The organism is Nocardioides gansuensis (assembly GCF_003076135.1).
GTDB classification, from domain to species: Bacteria; Actinomycetota; Actinomycetes; order Propionibacteriales; family Nocardioidaceae; genus Nocardioides; species Nocardioides gansuensis.
Genome location: NZ_QDGZ01000001.1, coordinates 363,302 through 387,046, shown reverse-complemented (window position 1 = coordinate 387,046; position 23,745 = coordinate 363,302). Strand labels below are relative to the sequence as shown.

The window sequence follows — 23,745 nt, the reverse complement described above, 5'->3', positions numbered from 1 at the left end:
GTTCTCGCCCCTCGTCGTCGGATCCGCGTGGTCCAGTGTCTGGCTACGGCCGACTGCGTCAGTCGGCCTCACAGTGGCGGAACCGCCCCGGACTGGCACCGGGTTCCCGTTCCACGCGGGTGGCGGCTCGCAGCCTAGCGGGGCCTGGACGGACGCCGGGAGCGGGCGGCCCGGGAGATTGCGGTGGCCTGCTGACACGGGCTCACAGCAATCCACCCTGATCCCGCCGACCGGCAGATGGTCCCGGCGGGCTATGGACGCGACGGCCGCGGCAGGGCCTCATGGACGGCAAGGGGATGCCGGAGGTGACGAGATGAACCAGGTGGCCGAGATCGTGCTGATCGTCGACGCGATCGTTCTCGTGATGGTGGCGCCGCTCGAGATGTTCTTCCTGGACCGGCCGGCGGTCCAGAAGTTCCTCAATGTGGAGCCCAGCAACGTCAGGGACGCCGAGCTCTGGGCGTTCTGCATCGGCGCGCGCAACCTCCTCGCAAGCGTCGGCGTGGTGGCCGGAGTCTGGCTGCTGCACGGCGGAGGCGCGGAGGAGACCGGCGTGGTCGTGATGCTGGTGACCGCCTGGTACATGCTGCTGTCCAGCGTGGCGATGGGCGTCGCGGACGCGCTCGGCAAGTGGCACCCGCGTGGGGGCGGCTGGCTGGACACGCTCTACTCCGCACCGCTTCCGGCCGTCGCCCTGGTGGCGCAGGGCTTCTGGGCCTAGGTCCACGCCGGCCACGGGCGGGTGTCACGATGCAGCCGTGAGCCGCACCCGCCGCGACCTCTGCCCCGGGGTCTTCCGCCCCTGGTCGGCCGACGACGGCGCCCTCGTGCGACTGCGCCTGGTCGGTGGAGGCGTCGAGGCGGAGGCACTGCACCGGCTCGGCGAGGTGGCGGAGAGGTACGGCGACGGCGACGTCCACCTGACCAAGCGGACCAACCTCCAGGTGCGCGGTCTGCCCGACCCGCTGGGCGAGGAGGTCGAGCAGGCGCTGGCCGAGACCGGCCTGCTGCCCCACCCGACCCACGAGCTGGTGCGCAACATCATGGTCTCGCCGCTGACGGGCATCACCGGCGGGCGCGCCGACCTCCGCCCGGTCGCCCGCGCGCTCGACGAGGGCCTCTGCGCCCGCCCGTCGCTCGCCGGGCTGCCGGGACGCTTCCTCTTCGTGCTCGACGACGGCCGGGGTGACCTGCTCGACCGGACCCTGGACCTGGGCCTGGTGGCGGTGAGCGACACGGAGGCCCAGCTGAGGGTCGGGACGAGGGCCTGGGGTCCGGTGGTCCCGCTCGACGAGGCCGCCGGCCGGCTGGTCGGGCTGGCCCGCGCCTTCCTGACCGTCCGCGGCGACGGCCCGGGGGCGCCGTGGCACGTCGACGAGCTGCCCGCCACCCCCGAGCAGCACGAGCGGGACGAGAGGACGCTCGTCCGCGCCGCGCCCCCGGCGTACGGCCAGGTCGCCCCGCACATCACCCACCTCGCCGTGCCGGACGGTCTCCTCACGCCCGCCCTGCGGGCGACCCTGCCGGCGCGCGGGCGGCTCGTCGTCACCCCGTGGCGGAGCCTGCTGGTCCCCCTCGAGGCGGCGCACGACTAGGGTGGCGCCGTCGCGTGGCAGAGGAACCCGGTGCCAGTCCGGGGCGGTTCCGCCACTGTGAAGGGCCTCCCGAGGCGGGGAGCCCGCAGCCAGACACTCGCGCGTGACGTCCGCCGACCAGGGGCGAGAACCCCGAGGAGCTGAGGATGAGCACACCCGCGCGCCCGAGCCGCCGCTACGACTACGTCGACGACGGCACCGCGATCTACGTCGAGTCGTTCGCGACGATCCGGCGGGAGGCGAGCTTCGCGCACCTGCCCGCCGACGCCGAGAAGGTGGCCGTGCGGATGGTGCACGGCACCGGCCAGACCGACCTCGTCGACGACCTCGTCATCCACCCCGATCTCGTCTCGGCCGCCCGCGCGGCGCTGGAGGCCGGCGCGCCGATCATCACCGACGCGCACATGGTCGCCAGCGGCGTCACCCGGGCGCGGCTGCCCAAGGACAACGACGTGCTCTGTGCCCTGCGTGATCCGCGGGCGGCCGGGCTCGCAAGGGACTGGGGCACCACCCGCTCGGCCGCGGCGCTCTCGCTCCTGGAGGACCGGCTCGGGGGATCCGTCGTCGCCATCGGCAACGCCCCCACCGCGCTCTTCCACCTCCTCGAGATGCTGCACGACGGGGCGCCGCGCCCGGCGGTGATCGTGGGCGTGCCGGTCGGGTTCGTCGGCGCTGCCGAGTCGAAGGACGCCCTCGTCGCAGCCGACCTCGGCATCCCCTACCTCACCGTCCGTGGACGCCGCGGCGGGTCGGCCATCGCGGCCTCCGCGCTCAACGCGCTGGCGCGGGAGGTGGAGCTGTGAGCGGGACTGCCGGACGGTTGTACGGCGTGGGGCTGGGGCCCGGCGACCCCGAGCTGATCACCCTCAAGGCCGCCCGGCTGATCGGGTCGGCCGACGTGATCGCCTTCCACTCCGGCGTCGGCAAGCAGTCCAATGCCCGCCGGATCGCGGCCTCGCTGATCCCGGAGTCGGCGGTCGAGGAGGAGCTGGTCTACCCCGTGACCACCGGGAGGACCGACCATCCCGGCGGCTACGCGGGCGCGATGGCGGAGTTCTACGAGTCCTGCGCCTCGCGGCTCTCCGGCCACCTGGAGGCCGGCCGGACGGTCGTCGTGCTCGCCGAGGGCGACCCGCTCTTCTACGGCTCGTTCATGTACCTCCACGACCGGCTCGCCCCGCTCTTCCCGACCGAGGTCGTGCCGGGCGTCCCGGCCTTCGCCGCCGCCACCGCGGTGCTGCACTCGCCGCTGGTCCGCCAGACCGACGTGCTCACGGTGCTGCCCGGCACGCTGCCCGTCCCCGAGCTCGCCCGCCGTCTCGCCGACACCGACGGCGCGATCATCATGAAGCTCGGCCGCCGCTTTCCCGGCGTCGTCGAGGCGCTTCGCCAGGCCGGCCGGCTCGAGCACGCGATGTACGTCGAGCGCGCCTCCATGCCCGCCGAGCGCTGGATGCGGGTGGTCGACGTCGATCCGGCGTCGGTGCCGTACTTCTCGCTCATCATCGTGCCCGGCGACTCGCTCGTCGACGACCCCGGCGGCCGCCGGGATCTCGACTCTGCTCGATCACCCGGCCGGTCGAGCGCCCCCGGCCTGTCGAGCGCCCCCGGCCTGTCGAGCGAAGTCGAGACCGCGGTTGTCGAGGAGCGCCGCCGGGATCTCGACTCCGCTCGATCGCCCGGCCGGCCCGCCGAGCTCCTCGTCGTCGGCCTCGGCCCGGGCCCGGACGCCTGGCTCACGCCCGAGGCAGCCGAGGCGCTGCAGTCGGTCGACCATGTCGTCGGCTACGCGCCGTACGTCGCGCGCGTCCCGCAGCGCGAGGGCCTGACCCGCCACCCCAGCGGCAACACCGTCGAGGTCGACCGCGCGCGGGCCGCCCTCGACCTGGCCCTCGCCGGGGAGCGGGTCGCGGTCGTGTCGGGGGGCGACGCGGGGGTCTTCGGGATGGCGAGCGCGGTCTTCGAGGCGGCCGAGGACCCGGCGTACGGCGCCGTCCCGATCCGTGTCGTGCCCGGACTCTCGGCCGTGCAGGCCGTGGCGGCGCGAGCGGGCGCGCCGGTGGGCGCGGACTTCGCGGTGGTGTCCCTGTCGGACCGGCTGAAGCCGTGGCCCGTCGTCGAGGCGCGGCTGCGCGCGATCGCCGAGGCCGACCTGGTGCTGGCGGTCTACAACCCGCGGTCGCGCTCGAGGACGACGCAGGTCGCCGAGCTGCAGAAGATCATGCTGGAGCACCGCTCCGCCGACACCCCTGTCGTCGTCGGCCGGGACGTCGGCCGCGCCGAGGAGTCGCTGACGGTGACGACCCTCGCCGAGCTCGACGCCGACTCGGTCGACATGAAGTGCCTGCTGATCGTCGGCGCCTCCGGCACACGTGTCACGCGCGGGCGGGTGTGGACGCCGAGGTTCGTGCGGTGACCGTGCACTTCGTCGGCGCCGGCCCGGGCGCGGCCGACCTGCTCACGCTGCGCGCCGCGTCGATGCTGGCCGCCGCGGACGTGGTCCTTTATCCCGGCACCTACCTCGACGAGGCGGTCCTCTCCCACTGCCGCCCCGACGCGCGGCTGGTCGACACCCAGCGGCTCGACCTCGACGCCATCACGGCCGAGCTGGTCGGGGCCGCGCGCGCCGGGCTCGACGTCGTGCGCCTCACCTCCGGCGACCCGTCGCTCTACTCCGCCCTCGCCGAGCAGACCCGACGGCTCGACGAGGCCGGGGTGGCGTGGGACGTCACGCCCGGCGTCCCGGCGTACGCCGCCGCGGCGGCCCTCGCCGGCCGCGAGCTCACCGTCCCGCTGGTGGCCCAGAGCGTCGTGCTGACGCGCACGCAGGCCCGCTCGACGGCGATGCCCGACTCAGAGTCACTGGCCGCCTTCGCCGCGACGCGGGCGACCCTCGTCCTCCACCTGGCGATCACCCGGATCCGGGCGCTGGCCGAGGAGCTGGTCGGCGACTACGGCGCCGACTGCCCGGTCGTCGTGGTGCACCGCGCCAGCCAGCCCGAGGAGCTGGTGCTGCACGGCACGCTCGCCGACATCGCGGACGCCGTCGAGGCCGCCGGGCTGAGACAGGCGGCGGTGATCCTGGTCGGCCGCGCCCTGGCCCGGGACGGGGGCGAGTCGTGGCTCTACACCGCCGACCGGGAGCGCCCGGGAGACCGGTGATGGACCTCTACGAGGCAGTCAACCGCCGTCGCGACACCCGGGCGGAGTTCACCGGCGACCCGGTCCCCGACGAGCTGCTCACCCGCGTGCTCTCCGCGGCGCACGCGGCCCCGAGCGTGGGGATGTCACAGCCGTGGGACTTCGTGCTCGTCCGCGACCCGGCCACCCTGGACGCCTTCGCTGCGCACGTCGCGCGAGAGCGGGAGGTCTTCGCCGCCAGCCTGGACGGGGAGCGCGCCGAGACCTTCGGCCGGATCCGGATCGAGGGCATCCGGGAGTCCGGGCTCGGCATCGTGGTCGGCTACGACCCGCAGCGCGGCGGCCCGCACGTGCTCGGCCGGCACGCGATCGCCGACGCCGGGCTGTACTCGGTGTGCCTGGCCATCCAGAACCTCTGGCTGGCCGCCACCGCGGAGGGCCTGGGCGTGGGCTGGGTCAGCTTCTACCGGGAGGAGTTCGTCGGTGACCTGGTGGGCATGCCGCCTCACGTCCGGCCGGTGGCCTGGCTCTGCGTCGGCACCGTCGCGGGGCTGCCGGACACACCGGACCTGGAGCGCTTCGGCTGGCGGCACCGCTCGCCCCTAGACAGCGTGCTGCACCGCGAGCGGTGGACTGAAGGCCGCCCACGAGCGCGCTGACGGGAGTAGCGTCGAGAGGTCGACTCGGGTCGACACTCCACAGCGGTGACAACCTCAGGGAGGACGACATGTTCGTACAGGTTTTTCAAGGCCCCGTGAGCGACCCCGCGCAGGCCCGCGCGCAGCTCGAGAGGTGGGTCACGGACCTCTCCTCCACGGCCGAGGGATGGCTGGGCAGCACGGCCGGCGTGACGGACGACGGCACCTTCATCGCGCTCGCCAGGTTCGAGTCCGAGGAGGCGGCGCAGCGCAGCAGCGACCGCCCCGAGCAGGGAGCCTGGTGGGAGCAGATGGCCGCGTGCTTCACGGCCGAGCCGGAGTTCCGCAACAGCACCGATGTCGACGTCGACCTGGCCGGCGATCCGGACGCGGCAGGCTTCGTGCAGGTGATGCAGGGGAAGGTGAGCGACCCCGAGCGCGCCCGCGAGCTGATGAACAGCGACCCGACCGACTGGCAGGAGTTCCGCCCCGACATCCTCGGCAGCGTCTCCTGCAACCACGAGGACGGCGAGTGGACCATGGCGATCTACTTCACCTCCGAGGAGGAGGCCCGCGAGGGCGAGCAGAAGGAGATGCCCCCGGAGATGAAGGAGATCATGGACCAGATGGATGCCCTCAGCGTCGGCGAGGTCCGCTACTTCGACCTCAAGGACCCCTGGCTGCACTCACCCGCTTGAGGCGCACAGAACTCACCCCAGCACGAGGCTCCACTGGGTGACCGCCCGCGCGGGCGTCCAGCCGCGGAAGGAGCCGATCGGCGCGACCGTCTCGACCGAGATCCGGGTCAGCTCGCCCCCGTGCTCGGCGTGCAGCCGCGCCAGCAGCGCCTCGGTCTCCAGCGTCACGCCGTGCACGACGAGCCGGCCCCCGGGACGCAGTGCCGCGAGGCACGCGTCGACCACGCCGTCGCGGGTCGCGCCGCCGCCGACGAAGACGGCGTCGGGCGCCGCCAGCCCGGCAAGCGCGTCGGGGGCTCGTCCGTGCAGGACTTGGAGGTCGGGTACGCCGAGGCGCTCGGCGTTGCGCGCGATCCGGGCCGCGCGCTCGGGGTCGGCCTCCACGGCGACGGCGCGGCAGGCGGCGTCGGCCCGGGACCACTCGATCCCGATCGAGCCGGCGCCGGCGCCCACGTCCCAGAGCAGCTGGCCGGGCTGGGGCGCGAGCCGCGCGAGGGCGGAGGCGCGGACGTCGCGCCGGGTCAGCTGGCCGTCGTGCTCGAAGGCGTCGTCGGGCAGCCCTCCGGTCAGTGACCCGACGACGGGGCCGGCCATCGACAGGGCGACGACGTTGAGGGAAGGCGCCTGGCCCGACCACCCGGCCGCGGTGGAGTCGACCCGTGACTCCGTCTCGGCACCGAGGTCGGAGAGGACCGACAGCTCCGAGTCGCCGTAGCCGGCTTCGACGAGCAGGCCGGCGACCGCAGCCGGGGTCGAGCCGTCCGCCGACAGCACCAGCACCCGCCGGCCCGGAGCCAGCAGCCGGGCCAGCCTGGCCACCGGCCGGCCGACGAGCGAGAGCACCGTGACCGTCTCGGCCGGCCAGCCCATGCGGGCGCGGGCCAGGGCCACCGACGACACCGCCGGCTCGACGGCCACGGCGACGCCGAGCTCGAGGAGCGTCGACGCGATGCCGCTCACCAGCGGGTCGCCGCTCGCGAGCACGACGACGCCGCCGTGCGCGGCGTGCTCCTCCAGCAGCGGCCGCAACCCCGACCGCAGCGGTGACGGCAGCGGCAGCCGGGCCTGCCCGTCGACCGGGGGCAGGAGAGCGAGGTGGCGCGCGCCGCCCACGACAGCTGCGGCTGCGGTGACGAGCTGCTGCGACCGCGGCGCGAGGCCGGCCCAGCCGTCGGCGCCGATCCCGACGACGGTCACGCGGGCGGCTGCGGTGGTCATGGCGCCCGAGGGTAGTGGCGACCGTTGACGGGGCCGTGCCCTAGGGTGGCGCGCGAACAGGTGCGAGGTGCCCCCACGTGGGGAGAATCTGGGAAGCCGGTGAGAGTCCGGCACAGGGCCCGCTGCGGTGACCCGAGACGTCCAGCCAGGACGGTCCGGGAAGTCCGAAGACCGGCCTCGCGCCACCCGATGGCAGACGAGAGCGGGAGCCCCCATGCCAACGCACTACCCCTTCTCAGCGGTCGTCAGCTCCGACGACATGGCGCTGGCCCTCGTCCTCACCACGATCTCGCCCGAGGTCGGCGGCGTGCTCGTGCGCGGCGAGAAGGGCACGGCCAAGTCCACGATGGTCCGTGCGCTCGCCGGCGTGCTGCCGCCGATCGACGTGGTGGCAGGCGACCGGTTCGCGAGCCGGCCCGGCGAGACCTCGCCCGACGGCGACTGGCCGCTCGATGCCGCCATCGAGACCCGCCCGGTGCGGCTCGTCGAGCTGCCGGTCGGCGCCACCGAGGACCGCGTGCTCGGCTCGCTGCACCTGTCGCGGGCGCTGAGCGACGGCGTCGCGGAGTATGAGCCCGGGCTCCTCGCCCGCGCCCACCGCGGGATCCTCTACGTCGATGAGGTCAACCTCCTCCACGACCACCTCGTCGACCTGCTGCTCGACGCCGCCGCGATGGGCCGCTCGACGGTCGAGCGCGACGGCGTCTCCGTCGAGCACGCCGCGCGCTTCGTGCTCGTCGGCACCATGAACCCCGAGGAGGGCGAGCTCCGCCCCCAGCTGCTCGACCGCTTCGGCCTCACCGTCGAGGTGGCCGCGCCGCGCGACCCCGCGCTCCGCGCCGAGGTGGTGCGGCGGCGGATGGCGTTCGACGCGTCGCCGGAGGCCTTCGCCGCGTCGTACGCCGAGCCGGAGCGCGCGCTGACCGACCGGATCGCGGGCGCCCGCAAGCTCGTCGGCGAGGTCGAGCTGTCCGACGACTCGCTGCTCACCATCGCCGAGCTGTGTGCCGCCTTCGACGTCGACGGCCTCCGCGCCGACCTCGTCACCGCCCGGGCCGCCGTCGCGCACGCGGCGTGGTGCGGCCGCACATCCGTGACCCGCGACGACATCCGGGTCGCCGCCCGGCTCGCGCTGCCGCACCGCCGGCGCCGCAATCCGTTCGACGCGCCCGGCCTCGACGAGGAGCTGCTCGACCAGGTGCTGGGCGACGACGACCCCGAGCCGCCGACCGACCCGGAGCCCGATCCGGACGGGCCGGGCGGCGGGGAGCCGACCGACTCCGACTCCTCCGAGGGCTCGTCAGCCGAAGAGGGCAGCCCCGACGCGCCGGTGGTCGAGAAGGGCCGTCAAGGCCCGTCACGAGACCAGGCACCCGCCGACCAGCCCAGTGCAGGTACGCCGGTCGCCGCCGGCGCGCCGTACCGCCCCCGTCTCTTCACCGTGGCCGGCACCGGCGCGGGGGAGTCGGGCCGCCGCAGCCGCGCCGTGACCGAGACGGGGCGCCGCGTGGGCGCGCGCAAGTCCCAGGGGCCTGGCGGCTCGATCCACCTCCTCGAGACCCTGCGCGCCGCCGCCCCCCACCAGCACGCGCGCGGCCGGACGAGCGGGCCGGTGCGGTTCGCGGAGCAGGACCTGCGACTGGCGACCCGCGAGGGGCGGGAGTCCAACCTGGTGCTCTTCTGCGTCGACGCGAGCGGCTCGATGGCCGCCCGGAAGCGGATGGAGCAGGTCAAGACCGCGATCCTCAGCCTGCTGCTCGACGCCTACCAGCGCCGCGACAAGGTCGGCCTGGTGACGTTCCGCGGCGCCGCCGCCGACCTCGCGCTACCGCCGACCCACTCGGTCGAGATCGCCGCCCGGCGCCTCGACGACCTCCCCGCCGGCGGTCGCACGCCGCTGGCCGAAGGGCTGCTCGAGGCGGCCGACGTGCTGCGGCGCGAGCGGCTGCGCGACCCTCGACGGCGGCCGCTGCTCGTCGTCGTCACCGACGGTCGCGCGACCCACGGCTCCGAGGCGGTGGCGCGGTCGCGACAGGCCGCCGAGCACCTGGCCGGGCAGGGCGTGAGCAGCCTGGTCGTCGACTGCGAGGACGGCCGGTTCCGGATGGGACTCGCTGCCACGCTCGCCGACCACCTGCAGGCCGAGCACACCGCCATCGGGCAGGTCAGCGCCGCCGCCCTCACCCACGCCGTACGCACCGCACGAGAAGGAGCAGCCTGATGCCCCAGGGCCAGCCGACCACCGTCCCCGACGACGGCCTCACCACCCGCCAGCGCCGCAACCAGCCGCTGGTGATGGTGCACACCGGCGAGGGCAAGGGGAAGTCGACGGCGGCGTTCGGGCTCGCGCTGCGCGGGTGGAACCAGGGCTTCGACATCGGGGTCTTCCAGTTCGTGAAGTCCGCGAAGTGGCGCATCGGCGAGCAGACCGTGCTGGAGCGGCTCGGCGAGCTGCACGCGGAGACCGGCGAGGGCGGGCCGGTGTCGTGGCACAAGATGGGCTCGGGCTGGTCGTGGTCGCGCAAGGGCGGCAGCGAGGACGACCACGCCGCCGCCGCGGCCGAGGGCTGGGCGGAGATCAAGCGCCGGCTCGCTGCCGGGACGCACGACCTCTACCTGCTCGACGAGTTCACCTACCCGATGAAGTGGGGCTGGGTCGACGTCGACGACGTGGTCGCCACGCTGCGCGACCGGCCCGGCCACCAGCACGTCGTGATCACCGGCCGCGACGCCGACGAGCGGCTCGTCGAGTCCGCCGACCTGGTCACCCACATGACCAAGGTCAAGCACCCGATGGACGCCGGCCAGAAGGGCCAGAAGGGCATCGAGTGGTGAGTCGCCCCGGTCGGTCGAGCCAAGTCGAGACCCCGTGACCGCCCTCCCCCGGCTCGTCGTCGCGGCGCCCGCCTCCGGCCACGGCAAGACCACGGTCGCGACCGGCCTGATGGCCGCGCTCCGCCGCGCCGGCCACGTCGTGAGCGGCCACAAGGTCGGCCCCGACTACATCGACCCGGGCTACCACGCCCTCGCCACCGGCCGCCCCGGCCGCAACCTCGACCCCCACCTCGTCGGCGAGGAGCGGCTCGTCCCCCTGCTGCTGCACGGCGCGCAGGGCGCGGGGCTGGCGGTCATCGAGGGCGTGATGGGCCTGTACGACGGCCAGCTGGGCGCCGACGGCTTCGCCTCGACGGCCCACGTGGCGGAGGTGACGAGGTCGCCGGTCGTGCTGGTCGTCGACATCTCCCACGCCTCGCGGTCGGTCGCCGCGGTCGTGCACGGGCTGCGCACCTGGCGGCCCGGGGTCGACGTCGTGGGGGTGGTCCTCAACAAGGCCGGCTCCCCCCGGCACGCCGCCGAGGTGGTCGCGTCCCTCGCCGACGACGTCCCGGTGCTCGGCGTGCTCCACCGCGACGACGGGATCGAGGCGCCCTCGCGCCACCTCGGGCTGGTCCCCGCCGCGGAGCGCGACGACGCCGGCCGCGCCCTCGACCGGCTCGCGGCCCGGGTCGCCGAGCACGTCGACCTCGACGCCGTCGTACGCCTCGCTCGCTCCGCCCCCGACCTCCCCGGCACCCCCTGGTCCCCCGGGATAGTCCGTGACGGACGGACCCTCTCCGGGGTCGCTGGTGCGTCCGCTCGTCACGGACTACCCCGGCAGGGGAGTCGGCCCAGGATCGCGGTCGCCGGCGGGCGGGCCTTCACGTTCCGGTACGCCGAGACCGAGGAGCTGCTGCGCGCCGCCGGCGCGGAGGTCGTCGAGCTCGACCCGCTGCGCGACGAGCGGCTGCCCGAGGGCACGACGGGGCTCTACCTCGGCGGCGGCTTCCCCGAGGTGCACACGGAGGACCTGGCCGCCAACGAGCGGCTGCGGCGCGAGCTCCGCGAGGCCATCGCCGCCGGCCTCCCGACGGTCGCCGAGTGCGCGGGCCTGCTCTACCTGTGCCGCACCGTGCAGGGCCGCGAAGGACCACCCGCGCCGATGGTCGGCGCGCTCGACGCCGACGCCGGCTGGGCCCCGCGCCTGACCCTGGCCTACCGCACCGCCACCGCCCCGGGCGACGACCTGCTCTCCCGCGCCGGGGAACGGGTGACCGGGCACGAGTTCCACCGCACCCACCTCCTCGCCGAGCCCGGCGGCGACCCCGCCTGGCTGCTCGGCGACGACCGGGCCGCGGCCGGCGTCGCGACGGCCACCCTCCACGCGTCGTACCTCCACGTCCACTGGGCCGGCCACCCGCACCTCGCCGCCCGCTTCCTCGCCGCGGCGGCCGCCCACGAGACCTCGGCCCGGCGTCCGGGTCGCGATCCGTCATATAGCAGCCGGCGACCCGAGCCCGACCTCCGCCACCACGGCGACCGTGAGCTCGGGGAGGGCCGCGCCGACTTCGCGGTCAACGTGTACGACGCGCCGCGGCCGCCGTGGCTCGACCTCGCGCTGCACCGGGCGATCGACGAGCTGGCCGCCTATCCCGACCCCGCCCCCGCCGAGGCCGCGATCGCCGCTCGCCATGGCAGGGACACGAGCGACGTGCTGGCCACCGCCGGCGCCGCCGAGGCCTTCGGCCTAGTCGCCCGCCTGCGAGCGTGGCGCGCGCCCGTCGTCGTCCACCCCCAGTTCACCGAGCCCGACGTCGCCCTCCAGGAGGCCGGCCGCCAGCCGCGCCACGTGGTCCTCGAGCCGCCGTTCGCCCTCGACCCGGCGAGCGTCCCGGACGACGCCGACCTCGTGGTCGTCGGCAACCCGACGAACCCGACCGGCGTGCTGCACCCGGTCGACGCGCTGCTGGGGTTGCGGAGGGAAGGGAGGCTCGTCGTCGTCGACGAGGCGTTCTGCGACGACGACGCCGCCAGCCTGGCGGGCGGGCGGCACGAGGGCCTCCTGGTCGTCCGCAGCCTCACCAAGCTCTGGGCCGTCCCCGGCCTGCGCGCCGGCTACGTCCTGGGCGAGCCGGACACCGTCGAGGCGCTCAGGCGGACGCAGACCCCCTGGTCGGTCTCCACCCCGGCGATCGCCGCCATGCGAGCGACCGCCACCGCCGAGGCGCGGGAGGAGGCCCGCAGGCGCGTCGAGACGATGCGCCGCTGGCGAGAGCACCTGCACGGCGGCCTCGCCGCGCTCGGCGTACACCACGTCCCCAGCACCACCGCCTTCGTCCTCGCGCGACCGGGGGCCGGTGTCCACGAAGCCCTGCAGGACAAGGGATTCGCGGTGCGCAGGTGCGACACGTTCCCCGGGCTGGACGGCAGCTGGATCCGGATCGCGGTGCGCGACGAGCGGTCGACGGACGCCCTCCTCGACGCGCTCTCCGCGATGCCGCTAGGGTGACGCCACCCAGGCCGGAGGAAGCCGGTGAGAGTCCGGCACAGTCGCGCTACTGTGACATCGCTTCTGCGGTGGAGTCAGACCCGAAGGCCCTGGAGTCCATCCACATCTATCGGGACGCACGAATCCCGCAGGAGGAACCCATGGCACTCGCCGTTCCCGCTGCCCCCCTCTCCGTCGGCGGCGCAACCCCCGTCATCGCCTGGCGCGAGCTCGCGCCCTGGCTGCTCTTCGCCGTCCTCGCGGCCGTCGCCGTGCTGTTCTTCGTGGGCAGCGAGCAGGGTGCGGTCTCGGTCTTCGCCGGCACGGCCGTGCACGAGTTCGTGCACGACGCGCGGCACCTCCTCGGCTACCCCTGCCACTGAGGTGGGGGCCCGCAGCTTCCTCGTCCACGGGCTGCTGGCAGGGCTCGTCGCCGGGTTGCTGGCCTTCGGTGTCGCCTACACCGTCGGCGAGCCCCCCGTCGATGCTGCCATCGCCGTGGAGGAGTCCGCCGCCGCGCACGAGGGCGACGGCCACGCGCACAGCCACGACGAGTCCGCCGGGGCGGAGGCGGTCTCCCGTGAGGTCCAGTCGACCATCGGCCTCGCCACCGGCACGGTCGCGATCGGGCTGGTCCTCGGCGGCCTCGCCGGCCTCCTCTCCGCCGCGGCGCTCGGCCGCCTCGGCTCGCTCCGCCCGGCCGGCAGCACGGCGCTCGTCTGCGCGCTCGGGTTCGTCAGCTTCGCGCTGGTGCCGTTCCTGAAGTACCCCTCCACCCCGCCCGCCGTCGGCGACCCCACCACGATCGACGGGCGCACCGCCGCCTTCTTCGGCTTCACGGCCTTGTCCGTGGTCGCCGCGGTCGGTGCCGTCGCGCTCGGCAGGCGGCTGGTCGGCAGCCACGGCGGGTACGCCGCGTGCGCGGCCGCCGCGGTCGGCTACCTCGCCGTCGTGGTCACCGCCGCAGTCGCCCTCCCCGGCTTCGAGGGGGCCGGCGACTTCCCCGCGGACACGCTCTGGGAGTTCCGCCGGGCCTCGCTGCTGGTGCTGGCGGCCCTGTGGGGTGGGATCGCCCTCGTGCTGACCGGCCTCGTCGACCGCTCCTGGCGCCGCGCCGTACAGGTAGCGGACCGGCAGGCCCTGGCGGCGAGCCTGTGACGCCCTCGGTTGATCGAGCCTCGGTTGGTCGGGCGGAGTCGAGACCCGTCGCGCCCCCGTCGGCCGACGTCCGCGACGCCGCGGCCGCCCGCCTGGCCGGGCTCGCCACCCCTCCCGGAGCACTCGGCCGGCTCGGCGAGCTGGGCGTCTGGGTCGCCGCGTGCCAGGGCGAGGTCCCGCCGCGGCCGCTCGGCAACGTGCGGCTGGTGATCTTCGCCGGCGACCACGGCGTCGCCCACCACGGCGTCTCCGCCTTCGGCCCCGAGATCACGCCGCTGATGGTGCGCACCTTCGCGGCCGGCCGGGCTGCGGTCTCCGCCCTCGCGGGCGCGCACGGCGTGCACGTACGGGTCCTGGACCTCGGGGTCGACGACGACCTCGAGGGCCTCCCCGATGACGTGCGCGCCCACAAGGTGTGCCGCGGGAGCGGGGCGATCCACCTCGAGGACGCCCTGAGCGAGGCGGAGGTCCGGCAGGCCCTGGCGGCCGGCGCGGCGGTGGCGCAGGAGGAGATCGCCTTGGGCGCCGACCTGCTGCTGACCGGCGACATGGGCATCGGCAACACCACGCCCGCCGCCGCGCTGATCGCGGCCACCCTCGGCCTGCCCGCCTGCGAGGTGGTCGGGACCGGGACGGGCGTCGACGCGGAGGGGCTGGCCCGCAAGACCGCCGTGCTCGACGCGGCCCTGGCCCGCACGGCCGACCGACTCCACGACCCGGTGGCCACCCTGGCGGCGCTCGGCAGCGCCGACCTCGCGGCGACGGCCGGCTTCCTCCTCACGGCGGCGGGCGGGGGCATCCCGGTCCTGCTCGACGGCCTGATGTCCGTCGCCTGCGCCCTGGTGGCGGAGCGGCTGGCGCCGGGTGCTGCGGCGTGGTTCGCCGCCGGCCACCGGTCGACGGAGCCGGCCCAGACGCTGGCGCTGGCCAAGCTCGGCCTGGAGCCGCTCCTCGACCTGGGCATGCGGCTCGGCGAGGGCTCGGGCGCGGTCGCTGCGGTCCCGGTCGTGCGCTCGTCGGTCGCGCTGCTGCGCGACACGGCCCTGCTGGCCGACCTGCTCCCCGGCCCCGTGCCGGGGTGACCCGGGACGGCTGGCGGCTCGCGGTCGGGACCCTGACCGCGATGCCCTGCCCACCCCCCGGCCGCGTCGACCCTCGGGTCGCCGCCCGGTCGGTCGTGCTGGGGCCGGTGGCCGTGCTCCCGCTCGCTCTCCTTGTCACGGGAGTGCTGGCAGGCGGGCGACAGATCGGCATCACGTCGCTGGCGCTGGGGTTCGTCGCCGTCGGCGCGCTCGCCCTGGGCAGCCGCGCGTTCCACCTCGACGGGCTCGCCGACACGGCCGACGGGCTGACGGCCTCCTACGACCGCGCGCGCTCGCTCGCGGTGATGAAGTCGGGCGACGTCGGGCCCGCGGGCGCCGCCGCCCTGGTCGTCGTGCTCGGCGTGCAGGCGACCGCGCTCGCCACCGTCCACCCGCTGCTCGCCGTCCTCGCGGTGTGCCTGTCCAGGTGGGGCCACGCCGCCGCGTGCGCCCGAGGCTCGGTGGCGGCGACGCCGGGCGGCCTCGGCGCGGCGTACGCCGGCAGCCTGGGCCCTGCGGCCGTGGCACTGCTCCTCGTCGTGGCCGGCGCGGCGCTGGCCGGGGGCGCGCACCTGGCCGGCCTGCCCTGGTGGCGCGGCGCGGCCGGGGTGCTGCTCGCCGCCCTCGCCGTGACCGCCCTGGCGCGCCGGGCGCACCGGCGGCTCGGCGGCGTGAACGGCGACGTCATGGGCGCCTCGATCGAGGTCTCGCTCGCCCTGCTGCTGGTGGCGGTGGCGTGAGGGCGTCAGAGGTGGAGTGCGCGCCCCGCGACCACCAGCACCACGTCGTCGCAGGCCGCCGCCACGCGCTGGTTGACGGTGCCGAGCAGGTCGCGGAAGACCCGCCCGCTGCGGTGGTTAGGCACGATGCCCATGCCCACCTCGTTGGTCACCAGCACCACGTCGCCGCGCGCCTGCCGCACGGCTGCCGCCAGCTCGTCCGCGCGCTCACCGACGGCGTCGGCGAGGTCGCCGCGCTGCCAGCCCAGCTCGTCGCACACCGCGGTCAGCCAGGTGCCGAGGCAGTCGACCAGCACGTCGCCGTCGGCCTCGGCGAGCACGCCCGCGACGTCGGCGGTCTCCTCGGTCGTCCAGCTCTCCGGCCGGCGTGCCCGGTGGGCGGCCACCCGCTCGGCCCAGTCGGCGTCGTCGCGCAGCGGTCCCGGCGCGACGTAGGTGACGTCGGCCCGGCCAGCCAGCAGGCCCTCGGCGTGGGTCGACTTCCCCGACCGCACGCCGCCGGTGACCAGGGTCCTCATGGGCCCGCACGCTACCGGGCCGGGGCCGCGGCATGAGCGCCACCCGGGCGCTCGGGATCGTCCTCGGCCACGCGCTCGACCGGGCCGTGGGCGACCCGCGTCGCGGCCACCCGGTCGCCGCGTTCGGCCGGCTGGCCGCTGCGCTCGAACGCCACACCTGGGCCGACTCCCGCTCCCGTGGCGTCACCCACTCCGCCGTCCTCACCGGGGGCGCCGTCGCCGTCGGTCTGCTTGCCGAGCGGGCGACTCGCGGCCGCCCGGTGCTGCACGTCGCGGCGACTGCGGGGGCGACGTGGGCGGTGCTGGGAGGTACGACGCTCGGCCGTGAGGCGACGGCCGTGCACGGCCTGCTCGCGGCCGGCGACCTGCCGGCCGCACGCCGGCGTCTGACCCACTTGGTCGGTCGGGACACGGCGCAGCTCGACGAGTCGGAGGTCGCCCGGGCGGTCGTGGAGTCGGTCGCCGAGAACACCTCCGACGCCGTCGTCGCCCCCCTCGTCCTCGGGGCGGTCGCCGGGATGCCGGGCCTGCTCGGCTACCGCGCCGCCAACACGCTCGACGCGATGGTCGGCCACCGCAGCCAGCGCTACCGCTCCTTCGGCTGGGCCAGCGCGCGGCTCGACGACCTGCTCAACCTCCCCGGCAGCCGGGCCACCGGGGCGCTCGCCGCCGCCCTGGCGCCGACGGTCGGCGGCCGCCCGGTCGACGCCCTCGCGGCGTGGCGCCGGGACGCCCGGCACCACCCGAGCCCCAACGCCGGCGTCGCGGAGGCGTCGTACGCCGGGGCGCTGGGGCTCTGCCTCGGCGGCCTGACCCCCTACCCCTACGGCGTGGAGCACCGGGTCGTGATGGGCGACGGCCGCCCGCCGGCCGCCGCCGACATCGACCGCGCGGTGCGACTCTCCCGCCGGGTCGGCCTCGCCGCGGTCGTCCTCGCCGCCCTCGCCGCCCGCCGAGTCGGCGCATCTGCACACTCCTGACCCGCCGAGTCGGCGCATCTGCACACTCCTGACCCGCCGAGTCGGCGCATCTGCACGCTTCGGTCCCGCCGAGTCGGCGCATCTGCACGCTTCGGTCCTGCCGAGTCGGCGCATCTGCCGAAGGCGAGGGTGCAGACCAGCCGACTCAGCACCCCCACGTGAGCAGACCAGCCGACTCAGCGCCCTCCACGTGAGCAGACCAGCCGACTCGGCACCTTCCGCGTGTGCAGATGCGCCCGCTCGTCACAGGGAGGTGACCCAGGCAGCGGCCGCAGCGGGATCGCTGACCGCCGCCACCCCGGACCCGCCGGCCCCCCGCCGCACGACCACGACGGGCACGCCGAGCGAGTCGGCGGCGGCCATCTTGGGCCACGTGTAGGAGCCACCAGAGTCCTTGGTGACGACGACGTCGGCGGCGTGGCTGCGCATCAGCGCGAGCTCGCCCTCGAGGTCGTAGGGCCCGCGCGAGGTCAGCAGCGTCCACGAGGGCGGGAGCGACAGGAGCGGCGCGTCCACCACCCGCACCAGCGCGGCGGCCGAGGCCAGCGGCCCGACGAACGACGCGAGCGCCTGCCGCCCGACGGTCAGGAAGGGCCGCGAGCCCAACGACGCCGCAGCAAGCGCGGCCTCCGCGTGCGAGTCGACCCAGTGCCACCCGTCAGCTCCTGGTGCCGACGACCAGCCCGGTCGCTCCAGCCGCAGCAGGGGCAGGCCGAGTGAGGCACAGGCGGCCACGGCGTTGCGCGACATCCCCTCGGCGAAGGGGTGCGTCGCGTCCACGACCGCGGTGCAGCCCGACGAGCGCAGCCAGGACTCCAGCCCCGGCACTCCCCCGAAGCCGCCGATCCGCACCGGCCCGACCGGCAGCCGCGGCTCGGCCACCCGGCCGGCGAGGGAGGACACGAAGTCGACGCCCGCATCGGCCAGCAGCACCGCCAGCTCGCGCGCCTCGGCCGTCCCGCCGAGCAGCAGCACGGTCACGGCGCGGCCCCCGGAGCCAGCACCGGCAGGCCGGCCGGCACGCCCGCCGTCATCAGCGACAGCAGCGCGTCCACGTCGAGGTGCTCCTCCACCAGGTCTCCCAACAGGTCCAGGCGCCGCTCGCGCAGCGCGGCGAAGCTCACCCCCGACGGCGTGTACGCCGCGCCCGCGGCCGCCGCGGCCTCCCGCAGGAAGGCCCGGCGCAGCGCGTCGCCCTCGAGGCTGCCGTGCCACATCGTGCCGAAGACGGCACCCGAGCGGGCACCGCCGAGGAAGCGCTCACCCGAGGAGACCGCGATCCGGCCGTGGTGGATCTCGTATCCCGACGCCCCCACCCCCAGCGCCGTACCGGACGGCACCCGCAGCACCTTCGACGGCTCGAAGGTGGTGGTCACGTCCAGCAGCCCGAGCCCCTCTGCCGTGGCACCCGGCGCGCCCTCGACGCCGGCCGGGTCGGACACCAGCCGCCCCAGCATCTGGAAGCCGCCGCAGATCCCGAGCACCGGTCGCCCGAGGGCGGCGTGCTCGAGCACCGCGCGGTCGAGCCCGCGCGACCGCAGCCAGGCGAGGTCGGCGAGGGTCGCCCGCGTGCCGGGCAGCACCACCAGGTCGGCGTCGGCGAGCGACCGCGCGTCGGAGGCGAAGACGACGTCCACGCCCGGCTCGATCCCGAGCGCATCGACGTCGGTGAAGTTGGAGATCCGCGGCAGCCGCACCACCGCGACCCGGAACGGCGCTCCCGAGGCAGCAGACCGCCGGCCCTCCAGGTCGAGCGCGTCCTCGGAGTCCAGCCACAGGTCGGGGTGCCAGGGCAGCACGCCGTAGACCGGCCGCCCGGTGAGGGTCTCCAGGGTCGAGAGCCCCGGCCGCAGCAGCTCGAGGTCGCCGCGGAACTTGTTGACCACGAACCCCGCCACCAGTGCCTGGTCCTCGGGCGAGAGCAGCGCCACGGTGCCCAGCATGGCGGCGAAGACCCCGCCGCGGTCGATGTCGCCGACCACGACCGCCGGCAGCGACGCGTGCCGCGCCAGGCCCATGTTGACGTAGTCGCCGGCACGCAGGTTGATCTCGGCCGGGCTGCCGGCCCCCTCGGCCACCACCACGTCGTACCTGCTCCGCAGGTCGTCGAACGCCGCCCACGCCGCGTCCCGCAGGTGGGTGCGCCCGCCCACGAAGTCCTTCGAGTCGATCGTGCCGGCCGGCTGCCCCATCACCACGACGTGGCTGCGCCGGTCGCCGCCGGGCTTGAGCAGCACGGGGTTCATCGCCGGCTCGGGCACGGCGCGCGCGGCCAGGGCCTGCACCCACTGCGCGCGCCCGATCTCGGCGCCGACCCCGTCGGCGCCGACGCAGACCATGGAGTTGTTCGACATGTTCTGCGCCTTGTACGGCGCGACGCGCAGGCCGCGGCGCGCGAACGCCCGGCACAGGCCGGTCGTCACGACGCTCTTGCCAGCATCCGAGGTGGTGCCCGCGACCAGCAGGCCGCCCACCGGGCCCAAGCCCCTCATCCGCGCGGGAGTGGGTCGCCGGCCTCCTGGCCCTGGGGCGGGGCCAGGTGCTCGGGCAGGCCGACCGCCGCGTCGTCCTCGTCGAGGAAACAGGTGCGGCAGAAGTCCTCACCGAACGGCGTCAGGTGGATCGACCGGCGCACGACCTTGGGGAACTTCACCGAGTGCATCGCCGCGATCACCTCCGGCTGCGCCTCGACGACCTGGTACTCCAGGGGATCGCGCAGCTGCTCGCGCGAGAACCAGATCAGGCCCAGGCGGAACAGGTTGTTGAGGTACGACGGCACCTGGTCGAGGTAGCGGCAGCCGGACCGGGCCCCGATCATCGTGAGGCCGGGAGCCACCAGCTCGGAGCTGACCATGCCCAGCGGGCCGCCGGTGCGCACGTCGACGCTCGGCTGCGGGCCGCCCGTGAGCAGGAGCAGCAGCACGCGGGCCTCGTCGGGGGCGAGCTCGCCGAGGATCCGGTCGTGGGCGGGGTGGGCGGTGTCGGTGTTCCACACGTCGCGGCTGCGCTCGAGCAGCTCGGCACCCTTCTCGCGCAGCGTGAGCGTGCGCGGGCCATCGAAGGGGCCGCGCACGACCGTGGCCTCGACCGGCTCCGGCTCCATCGGCCCGGAGCCGGACCCGACCTCCACCAGCTGCCCGCCGGCACGGGTGAGGGCGGCCGGCAGCGGCGACCCCGACGCGACGGACCGCGCCAGCGAGGCGACGATCTTGCCGGTGTCGGTCACGTCCTTCGCGAGGGCGCGGGCCTCGTCGGGGCTCGCCGCCGCCTTCGCGACCCGGCCCGCGAGCCGGGCGGAGGAGCGCAGGCCCCACGAGGTGGTGTTGACCCAGGAGGTCACGCCGATGCGGACCAGGCCGGGCACGGCGTCGATGCCAGCCAGCTCGGGCAGGTCGTGGCCGGAGCTGCGGTCCCGCGAGCGCTGCGCCTCGTCGTACTCGGTGCTGCTCATCCGCCACCCACTCCGAAGATCCACAGGTGCAGGAAGCCGCCCGCGGCTCCCATGATCGCGCCGTGAGCGTAGAGCATCCACTCGTCCTCCTTGAATGCCGACCGCATCATCTCGACGAAGTCTGCGGGGGGCAGCTCCTTGGTGCGGATGGCGATCAGGGTGCGGATCCTGTCGGACTGGCGCCGGCTGAACTCCGCGTCCCGGAACGGGGTCAGGGTGCGGCCCACGGCCTCGTCGGCGAAGCCCGACTTGATCGCGTCGTAGCCGCGGCCGCCGAGGGCGACCCGGGCGGCGCCGCGTGCGAAGCCGGCGGCCCGGTCGATGGCGGGGCTGAGCGCGGTCATCAGCAGCTGGCGGGTCCGGTCGCCGCTCGGCCCGTCGACGAGGAAGTCGCCGATGCGTTCGAGGGTGATGACGTCGTCGGCGATGATCCTGGCGTAGACCTCGGCCGCCTGGTCCTGGCGGCGGAGGAACAGGCCGTGGCAGCGGATGCCGAAGTAGCGCGTGGGCTCGGCGGGCTCGAAGATCAGCCACATGCCGAGCAGGTTGGTGGTCCAGCCGACCACGACGCCGAGCACGGGCAGCAGCCACCACTGGTGGAACCAGTGGTCGGCGAACGCCACGGGGATGCCGAGCAGCAGGCCGAAGACGAACCCGAAGTGGACCATCAGGCGGAGCTCGCGCTCGCCGATGTCCTTGAACACCCTGACCACCAGCTCGGGGTTCTTCCGGAAGTGCTCGATCACCATGATCTTGGGGTCGAGCAGCTGATCGATGTGGGTGCCGATCTCGTCCGTGACCGTCTTGACCACCGACGGCAGCTGGCTCTGCACCCGACGGGTGATCGTGGCCTTCGCCGGCTGCGGCAGGTCGCGCCAGAACGCCGGGTTCGTACGCCGCATGACGTCGTCGACGATGCCGGGGATGTCGGGCGCGAACATGGTGACGATGTGCTCGCCGATCGTGTCGGGCTCGAGCTGCTGGTAGAACTCGCGCGGCGTGCCCAGCTTGGCGATCGCCTTGTCGACGGCGATCGAGCCCATCTTGGCCGCGCGGGCGGGGATGATGCCCTGCCAGCCGAGTCCGCCCTGGAGGACGCCGGGCACCTCCTGCACCTTGCGGGGCAGGATCGAGCCGATCTCGCGCATGCCGGGGATCTTCACGCCATGGAACCTGATCGGTGCGAAGAGCATGACCAGGCCGGTCCAGTTGATCAGCCAGCCGATGACGGCGGTGAAGAGCGGGATCGACGCGAAGGCGATCCACTCGCCACGCGTGTCCAGGTCCTGCAACCACCAGTCCACGTGGCGCAGCCGGGCGAGCACATCGTCGAGCGTCGCACTCACCACCTGTTCTCACGACGCCCGACGCGTGGCCGTCGACCTGCTGCTCCCCGGAGCCGAGGGTGGTCCGTCCGGCAGCTCGTGACGGGTCCCGGCAGAGAAGGTAGCGCGGTGTGTAACTCACTGTCACCACTGCGTCGGGGTGACGCCGTTCACGCTTGGGCGGGTCTCCTCGGGGCGCACCACATCAGCCAGCCCGGCGACCTCTCAGCGGCGGTCAGCTGCCGCGCCGCCACACCACGACGGACTGGCCGGGGAGCGGCGACCGCAGCACCGGCAGCTTGTTTGGCGGCTGGCTGCCGGGGCTGGCCAGCGCCTGGCGCAGGGCCTCGCGGGTCGCCTCGAGCTGGGCGGCGAGCTCGCCGTTGCGTGCGCGCAGGGCCTCGACCTGGTTGTCGAGCTCGAGGATCCGGCGCACCCCCTCGACGCCGACGCCGGAGGCCGTCAGGTCGGCGATCTCGCGCAGCCGCTCGAGGTCGCGGTGGGAGTAGCGCCGGCCCCCGCCACCCGTGCGGCCGGGCGTGATCAGGCCCATCCGCTCGTAGGCCCGCAGCGTCTGCGGGTGCAGGCCGGTCAGCTCGGCGGCCACGCTGATGACGTAGACCGCCGCGTCCGGGGACGGTGCGCCGAAGGGCTGCCGGTCCGCCATCAGGACGCCTCGAAGAGCCCGGTGCGCAGGGGCTTGTCCGCCCGGGCCGCGCGGTAGGCCTCGACGGCCTCCCGCGCCGCAGGGTCGAGCGTGGCCGGGACCTGCACGTGCACCGTGGCCAGCAGGTCGCCCGTCGTGCCGTCGGCGCGGCGGGCCCCCTTGCCGCGCAGCCGGAACGTGCGCCCGTTGGGCGTGCCGGCGGGGATCTTCAGCGTGACCGGGGCGCCCGACAGGGTCGGGATCTTGATCTCCGCGCCCAGCGCCGCCTCGTCGAAGGAGATCGGCACGTCGAGGGTGAGGTTGTCGCCCTTGCGGCCGAAGATCCGGTGGCCGGACACCTTGACGGTGACGTAGAGATCGCCCGGCGGGCCGCCGTGCTCCCCGGGGGCGCCCTTGCCGCGCAGGCGGATGCGCTGCCCGTTCTTCACGCCCGCGGGGATGCGGGCCTGGATCGACCGGGTCGACTGGCCGCGCCCGCTGCCGTGGCAGGTCGGGCACGCCTCGTCGTACACCAGCTGGCGACCGCCGCATGCCGGGCAGGTCTCGTTCATCGAGAACGCGCCGCCCACGCTGGCAACCACGAAGCCCGCGCCGTCGCACGTCGTACAGATGTGCGGCTTGGTGCCGGGTTTGCCGCCCGTGCCGTTGCAGGTGTGGCACGGCGCGTCGGACGTCAGGCGCAGCGACACCGTGACGCCCTCGAGGGCCTCGGTGAAGCCGATGGTCGCCGTTGTCTCGACGTCGGCGCCCTTCGTGGGCCGGGACTGCGTACGTCGGGTGGCGCCGGTGCCGCCGAAGAGGTCCCCGAACATGTCGCCGAAGCCTCCGCCTGCGCCCGCGCGCTCGCGGAGCAGGTCGTCGAGGTTGAACGCCCCGCCGCCGAAGCCGCCACCCTGGCCACCGCCGAACCCACCGCCGAACCCGCCGAGCCCGCCAGTGGCCTGCAGCTGGCGGAACTCGTCGTACTTCTTGCGCTTCGCGGGGTCGCCGAGGACGTCGTAGGCCTCGGCGACCGCCTTGAAGGTGTCGTGCTTGGCGTTGTCCCCCGGGTTGGAGTCGGGGTGGTTGGCGCGCGCCAGCTTGCGGTAGGCCTTCTTGATCTCGGCGGTCGTGGCGTCCTTGCCCACGCCGAGGACCTTGTAGAAGTCCTTGGTCGCCCAGTCGTTGCGGAAGCCGTCGTTCTCAGCCATGCGCGCACCTCCCTTCGCTCAGGTGATCGGTCCCGACCC

Annotated in this window: 23 protein-coding genes and 3 riboswitches; of the genes, 15 read left to right on the top strand and 8 right to left on the bottom strand. The window is 75.0% G+C overall.

Annotated elements, in window-relative coordinates:
- Nucleotides 1-12 precede the first annotated feature (12 nt).
- Nucleotides 13-153, bottom strand: a riboswitch (cobalamin riboswitch).
- A 160-nt stretch (nt 154-313) separates the two neighbouring features.
- The 7 genes from DDE18_RS01795 to DDE18_RS01765 all read left to right on the top strand — a co-directional run bounded on the left by DDE18_RS01795 (nt 314) and on the right by DDE18_RS01765 (nt 6,072).
- Nucleotides 314-721 carry a DUF1304 family protein gene (locus DDE18_RS01795; protein WP_116570512.1) on the top strand — a complete coding sequence of 136 codons (408 nt, stop codon included), beginning with the start codon at nt 314-316 and terminating at the stop codon, nt 719-721.
- 37 nt (nt 722-758) lie between these two features.
- Nucleotides 759-1,595 carry a hypothetical protein gene (locus DDE18_RS01790; protein ID WP_116570511.1) on the top strand — a complete coding sequence of 279 codons (837 nt, stop codon included), beginning with the start codon at nt 759-761 and terminating at the stop codon, nt 1,593-1,595.
- 20 nt (nt 1,596-1,615) lie between these two features.
- Nucleotides 1,616-1,694: riboswitch (cobalamin riboswitch) on the top strand.
- Between the two features lie 47 nt (nt 1,695-1,741).
- Complete coding sequence (locus tag DDE18_RS01785) at nt 1,742-2,398, top strand: precorrin-8X methylmutase (RefSeq protein ID WP_116570510.1); 657 nt, start codon at nt 1,742-1,744, stop codon at nt 2,396-2,398.
- Entirely contained in the window at nt 2,395-4,011 is a 1,617-nt protein-coding gene (locus tag DDE18_RS01780) for a precorrin-2 C(20)-methyltransferase (protein ID WP_116570509.1), read from the top strand. Before DDE18_RS01785 ends, DDE18_RS01780 begins: the two co-directional genes overlap by 4 nt.
- On the top strand, nt 4,008-4,757 hold the full coding sequence (locus tag DDE18_RS01775; protein WP_211754363.1) for a cobalt-precorrin-4/precorrin-4 C(11)-methyltransferase: 750 nt from the start codon (nt 4,008-4,010) through the stop codon (nt 4,755-4,757). Before DDE18_RS01780 ends, DDE18_RS01775 begins: the two co-directional genes overlap by 4 nt.
- Complete coding sequence (gene bluB, locus DDE18_RS01770) at nt 4,757-5,395, top strand: 5,6-dimethylbenzimidazole synthase (RefSeq protein WP_116570507.1); 639 nt, start codon at nt 4,757-4,759, stop codon at nt 5,393-5,395. The genes DDE18_RS01775 and bluB overlap by 1 nt, the downstream gene beginning before the upstream one ends.
- Nucleotides 5,396-5,490: 95 nt before the next feature.
- Nucleotides 5,491-6,072: a hypothetical protein gene (locus DDE18_RS01765; RefSeq protein WP_116570506.1), complete on the top strand. Its 582-nt coding sequence runs from the start codon at nt 5,491-5,493 to the stop codon at nt 6,070-6,072.
- A gap of 12 nt (nt 6,073-6,084) precedes the next feature.
- Here the strand turns inward: DDE18_RS01765 and cbiE are convergent, their stop codons facing one another.
- Complete coding sequence (gene cbiE, locus DDE18_RS01760) at nt 6,085-7,290, bottom strand: precorrin-6y C5,15-methyltransferase (decarboxylating) subunit CbiE (protein WP_116570505.1); 1,206 nt, start codon at nt 7,288-7,290, stop codon at nt 6,085-6,087.
- A 61-nt stretch (nt 7,291-7,351) separates the two neighbouring features.
- A riboswitch (cobalamin riboswitch) is annotated at nt 7,352-7,472 on the top strand.
- A gap of 32 nt (nt 7,473-7,504) precedes the next feature.
- Between cbiE and DDE18_RS01755 the strand changes: the two genes are divergently transcribed.
- The 7 genes from DDE18_RS01755 (at nt 7,505) to DDE18_RS01725 (ending at nt 15,575) form a co-directional block, all read left to right on the top strand.
- Complete coding sequence (locus tag DDE18_RS01755) at nt 7,505-9,511, top strand: VWA domain-containing protein (RefSeq protein WP_116570504.1); 2,007 nt, start codon at nt 7,505-7,507, stop codon at nt 9,509-9,511.
- Nucleotides 9,511-10,125 carry a cob(I)yrinic acid a,c-diamide adenosyltransferase gene (gene cobO, locus DDE18_RS01750; protein ID WP_116570503.1) on the top strand — a complete coding sequence of 205 codons (615 nt, stop codon included), beginning with the start codon at nt 9,511-9,513 and terminating at the stop codon, nt 10,123-10,125. Before DDE18_RS01755 ends, cobO begins: the two co-directional genes overlap by 1 nt.
- A gap of 34 nt (nt 10,126-10,159) precedes the next feature.
- A complete protein-coding gene (cobBC, locus tag DDE18_RS01745) occupies nt 10,160-12,616 on the top strand; it encodes a bifunctional hydrogenobyrinic acid a,c-diamide synthase/histidinol phosphate aminotransferase CobBC (protein WP_165820980.1) in 2,457 nt (818 codons plus the stop codon).
- A gap of 140 nt (nt 12,617-12,756) precedes the next feature.
- A complete protein-coding gene (locus tag DDE18_RS01740) occupies nt 12,757-12,978 on the top strand; it encodes a CbtB domain-containing protein (RefSeq protein ID WP_116570502.1) in 222 nt (73 codons plus the stop codon).
- Between the two features lies 1 nt (nt 12,979).
- Complete coding sequence (locus tag DDE18_RS01735) at nt 12,980-13,753, top strand: CbtA family protein (protein WP_116570501.1); 774 nt, start codon at nt 12,980-12,982, stop codon at nt 13,751-13,753.
- Nucleotides 13,750-14,835 carry a nicotinate-nucleotide--dimethylbenzimidazole phosphoribosyltransferase gene (gene cobT / locus DDE18_RS01730; protein ID WP_116570500.1) on the top strand — a complete coding sequence of 362 codons (1,086 nt, stop codon included), beginning with the start codon at nt 13,750-13,752 and terminating at the stop codon, nt 14,833-14,835. Before DDE18_RS01735 ends, cobT begins: the two co-directional genes overlap by 4 nt.
- Nucleotides 14,832-15,575 (top strand): adenosylcobinamide-GDP ribazoletransferase, encoded by a 744-nt coding sequence (locus DDE18_RS01725; protein WP_116570499.1) that lies wholly within the window; start codon nt 14,832-14,834, stop codon nt 15,573-15,575. The genes cobT and DDE18_RS01725 overlap by 4 nt, the downstream gene beginning before the upstream one ends.
- 5 nt (nt 15,576-15,580) lie before the next feature.
- Here the strand turns inward: DDE18_RS01725 and cobU are convergent, their stop codons facing one another.
- Nucleotides 15,581-16,093, bottom strand: coding sequence for a bifunctional adenosylcobinamide kinase/adenosylcobinamide-phosphate guanylyltransferase (gene cobU, locus DDE18_RS01720; RefSeq protein ID WP_116570498.1), 513 nt, complete (start codon nt 16,091-16,093; stop codon nt 15,581-15,583).
- 32 nt (nt 16,094-16,125) lie between these two features.
- Here cobU and DDE18_RS01715 point away from each other — a divergent pair, with 32 nt between their 5' ends.
- The gene (locus tag DDE18_RS01715; RefSeq protein WP_116570497.1) at nt 16,126-17,073 is read left to right on the top strand and encodes a cobalamin biosynthesis protein; all 948 of its coding nucleotides are present in this window, start codon (nt 16,126-16,128) and stop codon (nt 17,071-17,073) included.
- 243 nt (nt 17,074-17,316) lie between these two features.
- On the opposite strand, the gene DDE18_RS01710 is transcribed toward DDE18_RS01715, so the two are convergent.
- The 6 genes from DDE18_RS01710 to dnaJ all read right to left on the bottom strand — a co-directional run bounded on the left by DDE18_RS01710 (nt 17,317) and on the right by dnaJ (nt 23,706).
- Entirely contained in the window at nt 17,317-18,054 is a 738-nt protein-coding gene (locus DDE18_RS01710) for a cobalt-precorrin-6A reductase (protein ID WP_116570496.1), read from the bottom strand.
- Nucleotides 18,051-19,547, bottom strand: coding sequence for a cobyric acid synthase (locus tag DDE18_RS01705; protein ID WP_116570495.1), 1,497 nt, complete (start codon nt 19,545-19,547; stop codon nt 18,051-18,053). Before DDE18_RS01705 ends, DDE18_RS01710 begins: the two co-directional genes overlap by 4 nt.
- Before the next feature lie 14 nt (nt 19,548-19,561).
- Complete coding sequence (locus DDE18_RS23275; RefSeq protein ID WP_116570494.1) at nt 19,562-20,524, bottom strand: Abi-alpha family protein; 963 nt, start codon at nt 20,522-20,524, stop codon at nt 19,562-19,564.
- On the bottom strand, nt 20,521-21,870 hold the full coding sequence (locus DDE18_RS01695; RefSeq protein ID WP_116570973.1) for a DUF445 domain-containing protein: 1,350 nt from the start codon (nt 21,868-21,870) through the stop codon (nt 20,521-20,523). Before DDE18_RS01695 ends, DDE18_RS23275 begins: the two co-directional genes overlap by 4 nt.
- A 214-nt stretch (nt 21,871-22,084) precedes the next feature.
- Nucleotides 22,085-22,516, bottom strand: coding sequence for a heat shock protein transcriptional repressor HspR (locus tag DDE18_RS01690; protein ID WP_116570493.1), 432 nt, complete (start codon nt 22,514-22,516; stop codon nt 22,085-22,087).
- Complete coding sequence (dnaJ, locus tag DDE18_RS01685; RefSeq protein ID WP_116570492.1) at nt 22,516-23,706, bottom strand: molecular chaperone DnaJ; 1,191 nt, start codon at nt 23,704-23,706, stop codon at nt 22,516-22,518. Before dnaJ ends, DDE18_RS01690 begins: the two co-directional genes overlap by 1 nt.
- Between the last annotated feature and the right edge of the window lie 39 nt (nt 23,707-23,745).

What these genes read in the sequence shown, in the direction of transcription:
- cobU (WP_116570498.1), bottom strand. Translation starts at nt 16,093, where the DNA reads ATGAGGACCCTGGTCACCGGCGGCGTGCGGTCGGGGAAGTCGACCCAC.
- DDE18_RS01785 (WP_116570510.1), top strand. Translation starts at nt 1,742, where the DNA reads ATGAGCACACCCGCGCGCCCGAGCCGCCGCTACGACTACGTCGACGAC.
- DDE18_RS01795 (WP_116570512.1), top strand. Translation starts at nt 314, where the DNA reads ATGAACCAGGTGGCCGAGATCGTGCTGATCGTCGACGCGATCGTTCTC.
- DDE18_RS23275 (WP_116570494.1), bottom strand. Translation starts at nt 20,524, where the DNA reads ATGAGCAGCACCGAGTACGACGAGGCGCAGCGCTCGCGGGACCGCAGC.
- bluB (WP_116570507.1), top strand. Translation starts at nt 4,757, where the DNA reads ATGGACCTCTACGAGGCAGTCAACCGCCGTCGCGACACCCGGGCGGAG.
- DDE18_RS01690 (WP_116570493.1), bottom strand. Translation starts at nt 22,516, where the DNA reads ATGGCGGACCGGCAGCCCTTCGGCGCACCGTCCCCGGACGCGGCGGTC.
- cobO (WP_116570503.1), top strand. Translation starts at nt 9,511, where the DNA reads ATGCCCCAGGGCCAGCCGACCACCGTCCCCGACGACGGCCTCACCACC.
- dnaJ (WP_116570492.1), bottom strand. Translation starts at nt 23,706, where the DNA reads ATGGCTGAGAACGACGGCTTCCGCAACGACTGGGCGACCAAGGACTTC.
- DDE18_RS01715 (WP_116570497.1), top strand. Translation starts at nt 16,126, where the DNA reads ATGAGCGCCACCCGGGCGCTCGGGATCGTCCTCGGCCACGCGCTCGAC.
- DDE18_RS01740 (WP_116570502.1), top strand. Translation starts at nt 12,757, where the DNA reads ATGGCACTCGCCGTTCCCGCTGCCCCCCTCTCCGTCGGCGGCGCAACC.
- DDE18_RS01755 (WP_116570504.1), top strand. Translation starts at nt 7,505, where the DNA reads ATGCCAACGCACTACCCCTTCTCAGCGGTCGTCAGCTCCGACGACATG.
- cbiE (WP_116570505.1), bottom strand. Translation starts at nt 7,290, where the DNA reads ATGACCACCGCAGCCGCCCGCGTGACCGTCGTCGGGATCGGCGCCGAC.